General features: G+C 49.9%; 9 protein-coding genes. 6 read left to right on the plus strand and 3 right to left on the minus strand.

The annotated features are described in order from the left end of the window. Nucleotides 1-343: 343 nt before the first annotated feature. The gene (locus ACFQ3W_RS01325) at nt 344-2,257 is read right to left on the minus strand and encodes an FAD-dependent oxidoreductase (RefSeq protein WP_379315830.1); all 1,914 of its coding nucleotides are present in this window, start codon (nt 2,255-2,257) and stop codon (nt 344-346) included. Nucleotides 2,258-2,480: 223 nt separating this feature from the next. On the opposite strand from ACFQ3W_RS01325, the gene ACFQ3W_RS01330 reads away from it, so the two are divergent. From ACFQ3W_RS01330 to ACFQ3W_RS01350, 5 genes are all read left to right on the plus strand, one after another. Beyond that, nucleotides 2,481-2,900: an NUDIX domain-containing protein gene (locus tag ACFQ3W_RS01330; protein WP_379315832.1), complete on the plus strand. Its 420-nt coding sequence runs from the start codon at nt 2,481-2,483 to the stop codon at nt 2,898-2,900. Nucleotides 2,901-3,064: 164 nt separating this feature from the next. Then, complete coding sequence (locus tag ACFQ3W_RS01335; RefSeq protein WP_379315834.1) at nt 3,065-3,532, plus strand: hypothetical protein; 468 nt, start codon at nt 3,065-3,067, stop codon at nt 3,530-3,532. Nucleotides 3,533-3,562: 30 nt separating this feature from the next. Beyond that, nucleotides 3,563-4,393 carry an MBL fold metallo-hydrolase gene (locus ACFQ3W_RS01340; protein ID WP_379315836.1) on the plus strand — a complete coding sequence of 277 codons (831 nt, stop codon included), beginning with the start codon at nt 3,563-3,565 and terminating at the stop codon, nt 4,391-4,393. A 303-nt stretch (nt 4,394-4,696) separates the two neighbouring features. Further along, complete coding sequence (locus tag ACFQ3W_RS01345; protein ID WP_379315838.1) at nt 4,697-9,541, plus strand: S8 family serine peptidase; 4,845 nt, start codon at nt 4,697-4,699, stop codon at nt 9,539-9,541. Nucleotides 9,542-9,673: 132 nt separating this feature from the next. Continuing rightward, nucleotides 9,674-10,021 (plus strand): hypothetical protein, encoded by a 348-nt coding sequence (locus tag ACFQ3W_RS01350; protein WP_379315840.1) that lies wholly within the window; start codon nt 9,674-9,676, stop codon nt 10,019-10,021. Between the two features lie 21 nt (nt 10,022-10,042). Here ACFQ3W_RS01350 and ACFQ3W_RS01355 read toward each other — a convergent pair whose 3' ends face one another. Together ACFQ3W_RS01355 and ACFQ3W_RS01360 are read right to left on the minus strand one after the other, a co-directional pair. Further along, nucleotides 10,043-10,576 carry a chromate transporter gene (locus ACFQ3W_RS01355; RefSeq protein WP_379315841.1) on the minus strand — a complete coding sequence of 178 codons (534 nt, stop codon included), beginning with the start codon at nt 10,574-10,576 and terminating at the stop codon, nt 10,043-10,045. A gap of 13 nt (nt 10,577-10,589) precedes the next feature. Then, nucleotides 10,590-11,225, minus strand: coding sequence for a chromate transporter (locus tag ACFQ3W_RS01360; RefSeq protein ID WP_379315843.1), 636 nt, complete (start codon nt 11,223-11,225; stop codon nt 10,590-10,592). A gap of 258 nt (nt 11,226-11,483) precedes the next feature. Between ACFQ3W_RS01360 and ACFQ3W_RS01365 the strand changes: the two genes are divergently transcribed. After that, nucleotides 11,484-12,686 carry an ROK family protein gene (locus ACFQ3W_RS01365; RefSeq protein WP_379315845.1) on the plus strand — a complete coding sequence of 401 codons (1,203 nt, stop codon included), beginning with the start codon at nt 11,484-11,486 and terminating at the stop codon, nt 12,684-12,686.

Here is a 12,686-nt window from a genome sequence, read left to right on the forward strand (position 1 = left end):
AAAAGGCGTGCTATCACAGGTAGCACGCCTTTTAGCTACATATCTATGCTGCTGTAGAAATTATTCATTACTCCACCATTCCTCACTATGGGGCAAATATCCCAAGCAGCCATTGGTGTATCCGTTTAGAAAAAGGTAAGGCGAGTGTGCTCGTTCTGATGCCTCAAGAGCAATCTCGCAGAAAATTTCATCTGGCACCCCACACAAGCAACCGTTGTTCAAAAGAAAAAAAATGAATTACTCCTTCTTGAACCTGTACCGGCTCTAACTCAAGTATGCAAAATTCAGGCAAAAAAAAGCAGCGATATCTCATTTCTAAGATATCGCCACAAATATTGAGTCCTTATTTTGCGGCAGACGCGTTCTCACCGGCAATCCGTCCGGAGTTCATCGCGAAAGCCATCGTTATGCCTTCCACATCTGGATAAGTATTGTCGTACATTCCGCCGGCGTCGTTGCCGACAGCGTACAGTCCAGGAACCACTTTTCCTTCAGGAGTAATGGCTTGAAGGTCTTCATTGACGCGTACACCACCGATGGAACCGTAAGTGGAGCCGCTGACGCGGATCGCGTAGAATGGTCCCTTTTCCACCTTAAATTGCAGGTAAGCCATATCTTTGTAATATTGGGTATCTAACTTAGTTTCTACCGCTTGATTGTATTTATCTACCGATTTTTTCAGCTTCGCGGCATTCATTCCGGTAACGTCAGCCAGATCATCCAGCGTTTTACCGGTTTTGACGACGCCGGATTTAGCGAAGATTTCGAGGTCCGCTTGCAGATCTTTGATCGGAGCGGTTTTCAGTTGGTTCACATCGTACCGCCCTTTTGAGAACAAGCCGGCTCCATTCACTTGGTATGCGCCAGGCAGGTTGGTGCCTTCTTTGGTCAGCTTATCGACAGTCGCTTGGTCGAGTATGGAGTAATATTCACCGCCTACAGAGTAAGCAGCATTCCCCCACAGTACGTTATCGTAAACGACGCCTTCATCGACGAACCGGGTTCCTTCCTTGTTCACCCAGAACAGCGGAAGATCTTTTACCTTAAAGGTTGGACGTCCGTTGTAATTATCAAAGATTCCTTTGGATCCCGAAAGGTCACCAAGGTGGATTTGGATGACGCCGCTTCCGATTTCGTCAGCACCGGCAGCCCAACCCATTTTAACGCCTTCTCCTTTGTTGCCCCAACCGAAATAGTTGTAGTAGTTGACGCCCGTTTTTTGCTTGAACATTTCTTCATTTCCACCAAAGCCGCCGCAGGCCAGAATCACATTTTTGGCGTTTACGGTCAGTGTGCTTCCGTCTTCTCTCGTCGCCTTGACACCGGTCACGCGTCCGGTGCTGTCCTGAACCAGGGATTGGCCGGTTGTGTTAAAGTAAACTTTAACCCCGAGCTCCTTTTGCATCCGGGCATGCAGCTTTGCGAAGTCTTCCTTGGAGTTGGTCCACAGATGGTAAGTCTTTGGCGAATTCAAGTGTATCTTTTGGTTGACGCCAAGGCTAAGCTTGAGGCCGATGCCGTTATTGCGGAGCCAATCGATCGTGCTTCCCGATTTTTCCAGAATCGCTTTTAACAGCGCGGCATTGCTGCGGTAATGGTTGTATTTTTCCAAGTAGTTGAAGAGGTATTCCGTCGTGACGGTTTCGCCTGCTTCCTTCTGGAGGGAGGTTTCCGTACCGGCAATTCCCATCGCGTAATTAAGCAATCCGCCCATTGCGGATGTTTTCTCTATAACGACGACTTTGGCGCCGCCTTGTGCGGCTGCCAGTGCTGCGGCTGTACCGGATGTACCGCCACCAACGACAACGACATCTGCTGATGCGGTTTCATCTTGCCCTTTCGTTGTTACCTTTTGCAGGTCGGAAGGCTTCAAGCCTGTCTGTGCCAAAGCGGCTTTGGCTGCAGCAATGACAGCGGCTGAAGTATGGGATGCACCGGCAACGGCATCCGGCTCAACGTCCTGCTTGGCAAGAATTTGCTCTTGAAGTTTTTTGGCGGCAGCGCCCCCAACTCCCGGTGTTTCTTTGTCAGCCTGGATGACGACGTTCGTGATTTTGCTGCCATCCACCGTCAGAGTTACTTTGACATCTCCCCCAAAGCCTTTTTCCGTGGCGGTACCCGTTTTAGTGCTTGACGCTTGGGCCAAATCATCAGATTTAGCGTACGTCGTTGCTGCGTAGCCTCCGATTTGGGCGCCTCCAAGAATAAGCGAAGCACCGAGGAGGCCTACAGTAAGCGGTCTCAAGAATGATTTCATAGCCTAAAACTCCTCTTCTTAATTTTAACCGAGTTCATCGACCAAAGTCACTGACCGCGGTCAATTATATAGTAAACCTTTTCACATGCGATATGAGTGAATAAATTCACAAATTCAAAAAAATAGTTACGCCTTATAATAGAAGAGCAGCAAGACGGTTGTACAAAAAGTGTATCAGCCTCATGCCTGCGATTTTATATTGGAAAGGTACAGGTGAACGGGAATGGAATCTACAGTGAAAAATCCGCGGCTTGGAGTTGGTGCCGTCATTTTAAACGATAACCACGAAATTTTGTTGGTGCTGCGAAACAGGGAGCCTGAAAAGGACACATGGAGCATTCCGGGCGGGAAAATTGAACTTTATGAAACGTTGGAAGAGGGCGTCGTTCGCGAAATTAAGGAGGAAGTGAACCTGGAGGTTGAAGTAAAAGAGTTGCTCTGTCTAGCGCAAACGATTCGGCCCGAGAATGCGGAGCATTGGGTGTCGGCAATTTATGAAGTTTCTATTAGAGGCGGAGAGCTTCGCAACATGGAGGAGGGGGGTGCCATCGGGGCGGTACAATGGTTTCCGCTTGACCGGCTTCCGGTGAACCTTGCGTGTTTTACGGTACCGGCGATTGAGAAGCTGGCGTTAAGAGAGTAATTTTTTAAACAATAAATAAGTAAATTGGCGAGATGGTAAGCATTTTTGGACGGATTTGCGACTTGCGTTAATCATGATAATCGTATTACTGTTATCCCAAAAGAAATATTTCGAGGGTGATTCAAGGGACCAACGAGCGGAAGAGGAAAAGAACGGGCTCAGCATTGTCCATTCAACTTACCATGGTTTTACCGATCATAAATCTTGTAGGGGTATATTTGTCTAGTTTCTTAAATAAGCATGTATTTAAAAATGAGCTGGTAACAGCTGCTTTTTTCTTCGGGGTTACCGTTTTGGCGATTTTGACGCTGATTTACTTTGGCCATGCCAGCATCGTTTTATCGCTAATTGTTTTAGGCGTCATTACCTCGGCGATGCTCGGCGTGAACACCATGCTGATCAGTCTGATTCCTCATTATTTTAATAAAACCGGCAAAGTTTCTACGGTATCAGGCATGTTAAACTCTACCACCTATATAGGCAGCGCGGCATCAAGTTACGGAATTGGGGCTGTGGCACAGCATTTCGGTTGGGGGTTTACCCGGATCTCCTGGGGTGTGCTTGCTTTTTTGGGAGCAGGGATATGCCTATTTGCCAGCAGGAAGTGGCAGCAATTTTCGAAAAGCAGGTAAGCTACAAGACCAAATAAGGGAGGGTATTGTATGAACATTCAGTATTTAGGAACCGCCGCGTATGAGGGGTGGCCGGCGCTATTTTGCAAATGCGAAGCGTGTGAAGAGGCCAGAATGGCCGGGGGAAGGAATATTCGGACTCGATCCCAAGCGGTCATTGACGGTACATTGCTCATCGATATGCCGCCTGATACATACTACCATGCATTAACCTACAATATCGACTTATCGGCGATCGGCCATCTGCTGATAACCCACTCCCACGAGGATCATTTCTATCCGTCCGATATGATCGCGAAGGCGGAGCCGTATGCTTTTGACGGGAGTGCACCTTCCTTGCAGGTATACGGAAACGAGGCGATTGTTAAAATGCTGGAGCAAGCGCTGGATAGCAGCGGACTTGACGACGTACGGAAGTTCATTACCCCGGTGTACCTTAAGCCTTTTGTTCCAGTAGAGATTGGTGAATATGTGGTGACACCTTTGCTGGCCGATCATATGCCTCAGGAAAAATGCTATATCTATATCATTGAAAAAGACGGAAAACGTCTGCTGTACGGGCATGATACCGGCGTATTTCCGGAGGCCACGTTCGAGTATATCAAAGGTCGTCGATTTGACTTGGTCAGCCTGGACTGCACCTTTGGGCCAACGCTGTGGGAGCACGGAGGACATATGGGATTACCGAACAATTTGGCGGTAAAGCAGCGCATGGAGCAAATGGGGAGCGCGGATGGGCAGACTCAATTCGTGATTAATCATTTTTCCCATAACAGCAAAGTCATTCACGATCAGCTTGTGCCTCATGCGGAGAAGCATGGTATTATCACCGCCTACGATGGGATGATGCTTTGCGTTTAACTGCCACAAACAAAAACTAGTTGCACATCAAAGGACCTGGCGATGATTTTTCGCCAGGTTTTTCTTTTTGCTCAGCAAGTATATTTGATAGGTTTGATAATACCGTTTCTTTAAAACTATCCTGTCTCCCTTTCCCCAAGCTTCCTCCTTCCTTGTTATATGAATGTAAAAAAAGACTCTTCCTTTTTTAAAAAAATCATGATTTTTGTAAATCCAATTGGAATTAATTGAGAGCCCAAAAATAAATATAATATGTCAGCTTGGTTCACGGCTGAAACAAAATAGAGTGAAGGAGATGGGAGTTTGAGTAGTGGAAGTAGGAAAATCATCGCCGGTTTATTAAGCTTCTTGTTAGCCTTTACGTTGCTTCTTCCTGCTGCGGGGGCTAATGATAATGCCACGCAGGAAAGCGGCGGTGCCAAAAGCATTGTTTCCAGGCTCGATCAGCAGGTTTTATCGGCCAAGACGCTGGAAACGGCGGGGGAAATCGATGTACAAAGCAAGCATCATGCTGCAGGGTCAAACTCGTCAAAAAGCCCCCTGACCAGCGAAAAGCCATTTACCATGGAACCTCAGGAATCCTCTCTATCATCAGAAAGTACACCGCAGAGCTATGTTCCTCTCTCCGACAGTACTGAGTCTATATCCGTCATTGTAGAGCTTGAGAAAGAGCCCGTAAAAGTATTTGAGGCAAACGAAAGCAAAAAGCGGAGCATAAATTCTATCACTTCGCATAAGCAGAGCTTAAAACTGGAGCAGCAATCGTTCAAACAGCAGGCGACAAGCAAGCTGGGGGTAAAAATCAGCCGCGAATATTCCGAAATTTTCAACGGATATTCCTTAACTATTGCGGCGGACCGTGTGAACGACTTGCTGCAGCTTCCCGGCGTCAAGGCCGTATATCCGAACAGCACGGTCTATGCGACTGCGGATTCGCAGGCGTCCGACACGCCTGAAGATAGCGTCCCGTTTATCGGCAGCCGGGATTTGTGGAATAAAGGGATCAAAGGGCAAGGCATTAAAGTCGGGGTTATTGATACCGGCGTCGCCAAGGATCATCCTGATCTGGCAGGGGCGATTCCATCCGGTGACTGGGGTTATGACTTCGTAAACGATGATTCCGAGCCCTATGAAACGACGAAGGAAGATTACTATAAAGCGAAAGAGAAAGACCCGACACTGCCGGAGGTCAATGATAAAGGGAAACCTTACTGGACCTCACATGGTAGCCATGTATCCGGCATCGTGGGAGGACGCAGCGTCGGTGCAGCCGGTCAGCCCGGGGTTGTAGGCGTAGCACCGGAAACGGAAATTCACGCTTACAAAGTGCTTGGTCCATATGGAAGCGGCTCGACGGAAGACGTGATCGCAGGCATTGAAAAGGCGGTCACGGACGGCATGGATGTGATTAACCTTTCGCTCGGTTCCGAAGGCAACAATCAGCAATCGGCCGACTCCGTTGCGGTGAACAATGCTGTGAAAGCAGGAGTGATCGCATCCGTATCGAGCGGCAATTCGGGCCCTGCCGAAGCGACGGTGGGCGATCCGGGAACCTCCGAGCTGGCCATTACGGTCGGCGCTTCCAAGCCGCCATTAGTCACGCCTATCATGAAGGTAACTGAAATGGACGGCGAGCAATTTTATACGGACTCTTTTGATAAATCGACGGGAATTGAGACGTTAACGGATTCCTACCCGCTGGTGGATGTCGGTTTAGGGAAGCCGGCCGACTATGCGGGCAAGGACCTCACTGGAAAAATTGCATTCATCAAGCGCGGGGAAATCTCTTTTGCGGATAAAGCGAAAAATGTGATGGCTTCAGGCGCTGCAGGCGCCATTGTATACAACAACGCTCCCGAAGCTTTGGAAAGCGGGACGTTAGGTGACGCCGTAGTGACGATTCCAATCTATGCCCTTTCCGGCGTCTATGGGGAAAAGATCAAGGCTGCGCTAAGCCAGAAGCCGCTGTCTGTAACATTCAGCAAAACGATCGAGCAGGACATTATGGGAGCCTTCAGCTCGCGTGGACCGGCTAAGCCCGCCTATGACATTAAACCGGATATTTCTGCGCCGGGGATCAGTATTCGTTCGAGTGTACCTGAGTATGAAGGCTGGTATAAAGCTCAGAACGGTACGAGTATGGCTGCCCCGCACGTAGCGGGAGCTGTCGCATTGCTGAAACAGTATTATCCCGAGCTTGAACCGTACGAAATTAAAGCCTTGTTGATGAACAATGCGAAAAAGCTGGTGGATCGGAACGGCAATCGCTATACCCACATGGATCAAGGGGCTGGCCGGATTGCACTGGATCAAGTGATTCAAGCAAAAGCGATCGCGATGACTGAGGACACGACGAGTGCGGTGAATGGAAACATGCCGACGCCTTATTTTACGGGCAGCCTTTCGTTCGGATATGTCAGTATCGGCTCGTCCGCACAGCGTCAAGTTGTCGTGAAGGGTATCGATGGGCAGGCATCGAAATACAGCGTTACTACCAAATGGTTTGGCGAGACGCCGCTTGAACTGTCCGTCTCGAAAAATGAAGTATTAGTTGGTGCTAAGGGACAGGATTCGTTTACCGTTACCGTAAACGTTCCGGCACAAGCAGCGGGGCAGCGGTATGAAGGGGAGCTTATCCTTACCGAGACAGGATCCGGTCATGTCTTGAGCATGCCGATTTCGGTGTATGCCGGGGAGGCCCCGCATGTAGACATCGTAACGGATTTGCAGGTTAAGCCTAATGCATTTTCGCCCAACGGGGACGGCTCTTCCGACACGTCCGACATTACTTTTAAAATCAATGAATACACGAACTATTTCTCGCTCGATGTCTATTCTTTAGGTGGAAAATGGTTAGGATCAATCATGGAGGAAATAGATGGGGTTAAAGCAGGAAGTTATATAATACGAGGCTGGAAAGTTTCGGGGCTTCCTGACGGTGGTTATCTGCTGGTTCCATGGGTAGGAAATAGTCCAGTTGATTCCGTACCTATTGAAAATCAGCTCACCAAGTTCATTATAGATACGGAAGCCCCGGTTTCGCAGCTCAGCAACCCGGCCGTTTCCGTAGCCTATGGCCAAGGGACGATTTCCGGGCAGGTCACCAAGGATACGCTAATCGATTTACTCGTGTCGGAAAAGGGCCTAAGAATTAGCGATGTGATTGGTGTTGCCGCATTGGTCGATGCGAATGGCGACGGGAATCAGGAACAGGTTGACGGGACTATTGACGATACCGGACATTTCACCATCAACGTGCCGGTTGCTCCAGGGGATAACACCTATGAGGTGTATGTCTACGATCTGGCGGGGAATGGTTTGCTCACCCCGGCTCATACCGTAAATTACAAATATACGATAAGCAGCTATGTTGCTCCTTCCGTGAAGCCGGACAAAGTACGTCCGAATCAACCGTTTACGGTCGATGCAGCTTTCTCTGTAACAGATGAGGTATACTCGGCTAAATTCGACTTGCTGTACAGCAAAAAACTCGGGAATGCCTCCGTCACGCCGAGCCCAGAGCTCAGCAAGCATCAAGCAGAGGGAGCGCCGGGTAAGCCGCTCACCGTTACGGAAACCGTATATGAGCAAACGGCAGATATGACGCGGCACTCGTACTTTATAAGCCTGAACGATACGGCAGGCTACAAGGGCAGCGGCTCTCTGGCTACCTTCTCCTTTGCCGGGGCACCGATGGGCCAGTATTCTTTTGAAATTGCGAATTTAGTGCTGCTTGGAAGAGACGGGCATGAGGTTCCAGTGGATTTGAAGCCGAGCGTTCAGGTTGATGTTCGCGAGCAACCCGTGCTGCGCGCTGAGCCGAAAGCTTTATCGTTGCTGGAAGGCGCCAGCGGGAAATTGACCGTAAGCTACACCGGAGAGGATGGATCGAAATCCGACGTTACGGATGCGGTTTACTATACAGTGAAAAATCCACAAATTGCGACGGTGTTGAAAGGTGTAGTCACTGGTAAGGGGGCCGGTAGCACCTCGGTCGAGATCACCTATAAAAACCTTACGGAAACCGTGAATGTGACGGTAACGAAAGCAGTGACTCCACCAGGTGGAGGCGGTGGCGGAAGCAGCAGTGGCGGTAGCTCATCGACCCCGACTCCAAAGGTGACGACCCCACTGTCAAGCGGAGCTGTGAAGACGGAAATCAAGAAAAATGAGCCGACGGTTGTTACTTTGCCAAACGGCTTTACGTTAACGATTCCAGCAGGTGCGATCAGTCCGGCAGAGGCCGTCTATGTGCAGGTCACGCCAGCCAGCGAAGCCGAAGCGAAAATGTTAGTTTCGAGCTTGAAGCTCGGGCTGCCTAATAAGACGTTTGGCACCTATTATGATATCGCCGTGCTGGATAAAGCCGGCAAGGTAATAGAAAATGCTTCGTTAAGCCAGCCAGGCACCGCTTCCATTCCTTTGGAGGCTTTGGCTGCAGGGCAAACGAACGGGGAAAAGATCAGCTTGTTTAAAGTTGGAACGGGCGAGAAGCTGACTCAGCATATCGGACGATTGGTTGCAAACAAGGTTATAGCCCAAGTCAACAGCTTTAGCCGATATATGTACATGGCTAAGGACATCTCGTTCTCCGATGTGACGAAGGCGAATTTCCCGTGGGCCGTGAATCAAATCGAAGTGCTGGCGTCTAAAGACATTATCACCGGGACCGATGCCAACTTGTTCGCGCCGAATACCCAAGTGACCCGGGCCGAGTTCATTTCCCTGCTGGTCTGGACGCTGGAGCTGAAGGCCGATAAGAGCGAAACGGCCAAGGTGAAATTCAGCGATGTTCCGGCGGGAAGCTGGTACGAGGAAGCGGTTCAAATCGCTGCGGCAAAAGGGCTGATCGGCGGCTACGAGGGCGGCAAGTTTGCGCCGAATAAGCCGATTACCCGCGCCGAAATGGCGGTCGTGCTGTCCAAAGCGCTGAGCGCTTCGGGCGGATCGCAAGCGGCTACGACTACGGCTGCCAGCTTTGCCGACCAGTCTCAAATCCCGGCCTGGGCGAAGGAAGCTATCGCCAAAGTGACGGGACTCGGTACGATGCAGGGCCGGGCGGATAACCGGTTCGACCCGCACGAGGTTACAACCCGGGCAGAAGCGGCTGTCGTCATGTATCGTATTTTTAAAGGAACGCAAAAATAGATCTTTAGTTTTTAAAGCAGCTGTCGGTGGTGGTTTTGCCGACAGTTGCTTTTTTGCATGTTCGCCTCGCGAAGGGGTGGTCGTAAATAAGCTTTTCCTTCATATACATGGGGGGAAGGAGCGTGAAAACGGATGGACAAAAAAGTGAAGCGATACTATCAACTGAAGCAGCAGCAAAAGGAGACGGAGCAGGAGCTTGCGGTGCTGCGCGAAGAAATTCTTAGCCATTGTGGCGCCTTAGGAGTAACCGAGCTTGAAATCGGCAGCTACCGGGTGCGAGCGATCCGCCAGGAACGTAAGGAATATGACGATCAGCTCCTCTATGAGGCACTGCCTGAGCCGGGCCTATGGCGGTTAGCCTCCAGAGCAGATACCGGCAAGGTCGCCGGTCTGATCAAGCTTGGCGTCCTCTCTGAGGAAATGGTCAAGGAAGCCGTATCGGTTAAGCCAATTACCTTGCTGCAGATCGAAAGAAAGTAGAGGGATGCTTTGGGCTGGTCGCTAAAACACCACTATCCCTGCACAGGCGGATAGGAGGATCACAAGCAATGGATGCACTTTATATTTGACGATCGATAGAAAAGCTGCGGCGGCGATCACAAGGGTAATGAGCGTTGTCCAATTGAAAATGTTGCCCGAGGGGCTGGGAAAGCCAAAATGGATGGCCGCATAAACAATAAGTCCGGTAACTACCGGCCGTAAACCATAGAAAGAGGATTTAACCCAGAAGTTCGTATGGATCCGGTAAAAAAACGCGGCGATCAAAATGACCACTATGAGGGAAGGAAGCACAATCCCGCTCGTTGCGACAATAGCACCCGGCCAGCCGGCAATATGAAAACCGATGAGAGTGGCGCTGTTAGTAGCGATTGACCCGGGGGATATGCTGGACAAGGCAACAATATGTTGAAATTCCTCCGCTGGGAGCCAGCCGTGGCTGTTCACTTCATACTGAATCATGGAGATGACGGCATACCCACCCCCGAAGGACAGGAAGCCGATCTTAAGAAATGAGAAAAACAACTGCCATAGCAACACGTTTCCACCTCTAAATGTAATATTCAATGATGCCCGCATTGGAATTGTCTGCGGGTTGTTCTTTTTCCGTCACAATTTTCAACCCCAACCACTTCTTGACCCGCACGATGATAATCCCTAGGACAAGACCGATCAGTATCAAAAAAATCGGATTCCAGCCCGTGAGCAGCAATACGGCGAGTGAACCGACAGCTACAGCGACGGTGGAACGGTCGAATAAGGCGCTTTTGCCCATTTTATAAGCCGCGACAGCAATTAACCCGATGACAGCGCCGTGGATTCCCTTGAGAGCCGCTTGAATTTTTGGTTCGCTTTGCAGATGTGTATAAGCAAGACTTAATCCGAATAGCAGCAAAAAGGTAGGCAGCGTAATGCCTAGGACTGCAATGATGGCACCGGGGATTTTTCCCAATCGATAACCGATGAATGCCGAGGCGTTGACTCCCACACCACCAGGAGCGGATCCGGATATGGATAGCAGATCACTTACTTCATGCTCATCCATCCATCGCCGCTTCTCCACGACTTCACGTTCGATGACCGCCATCATCGCATACCCGCCTCCAAAGGTAGAGGGGCCGATTTTGAAAAATACCCAAAACAAATTCCATAGCAGAATCATTTTATTTTTAAGTCCGTTTTCCATCTCATTCTCTCCCTGAGCGATGCAGTGTTACGGATTAAGTATAGCATCTTTTTTTCAAAATGAAATTAACTTAACCGTAGAACATCGTTAAACTTGTCAGTAAAGGTGATGAAGAGGGTGATTACTTTAGAATATATAGGGGAAATGGCGCTGTTTATTCCATATAGAAAAAAAGTAATGCTGGTCAATTGCAGTACAAATCGCTATAATGAAAACGAATATCCGATAAGAATAATGTGATATAAATGGGGCGATCCGATGAATAAGCCTGGTATAGCCGTATTTACAACCAAAAAAGCGATTTATGAGCGAGTCGCCCGTCAATCCGGCAGCATTTCCAAAGCAAAGCTGATGGAAGAGTTTATGCTGACGAGCAGCAGTTTGACAAGGCTATTGGAAGAGTTAACGAATGAGGGCTGGATTCGGGAGGCTGGCCTGGGGCCATCCACCGGCGGAAGAAAACCGTATCTGTACCAGGTTAATCCGCTGCACCGGGTTATTTTTGGGCTGGAGATTTCTCGCTTGTATTCTGCACTGGGCTTATACGATATGGAGTTGAATCCTTTGGCGTTCTGCAGATGGAGCATGGATGAGGGGATGACCCCAAGACGGCTGGTCCAGTACGTGAGCGGAAAAATCAGCTCGATGCTGGAAGAGCATGGACTGGATCGGGAGAAGGTGGCGGGAATAGGCGTTGGAGCCGTTGGGCCCTTAGATCGGGGGAAAGGGCTGATATTGAACCCGCTCTATTTTTCGGCGGAGGGCTGGCTGAATATCCCGATTTGCGAATGGCTGGAGCAGGAAACCGGGATTGTGGCCACGCTCGAAAACGGTGCGAACACCGCCTTAATGGGCGAGCATTGGGCTTTGCGCGATGACAGCATTCAGCATATGCTGTATGTTCATGCGGGGACAGGGCTCCGCTCCGCCATGATGTCCAACGGTCAGTTGGTGCACGGCGCAGTCGATATGGAGGGCTCTATCGGCCAGATGATTATCCAAACAGACGGACCCCGGCTTCATGATGCGGGAAACTATGGGGCGCTCGAAGCGTTTGCCTCCGTGCAGGCCTTGGAGAAACAGGTGCGAGCTCAGCGGAAAATGGGGCGTCGTCCGTGGCCCGATGCGGAAGTGCAGCACCCCGAGGCGATTCATTTTGATATGATGGTGGAGGCGCTGAACCGGGGAGAACCGTTCATACGTGAGATTTTTGATCAATCGGCGGCTTATATGGGTATCGGCCTGGCTAACTTAATCAACATTCTGCATCCTGAAGCCGTCATTTTAGGCGGAGCCTTGATGAACGCGCACCCCAGCTACTATGAGACCGCGATTTCCGTCGCGCAAAAAAATATCTACTACTTCCCCGAATACCAGCCGGTTTTCTCCAAAGGACTTTTGCAGGAAAATGCGGTAGCCACCGGCGCAGCTGTGCTTGTATTCAAAAGCCTAAGCCTGTAG

It is taken from the genome of Paenibacillus puldeungensis (assembly GCF_042678945.1).
GTDB classification, from domain to species: Bacteria; Bacillota; Bacilli; order Paenibacillales; family Paenibacillaceae; genus Fontibacillus; species Fontibacillus puldeungensis.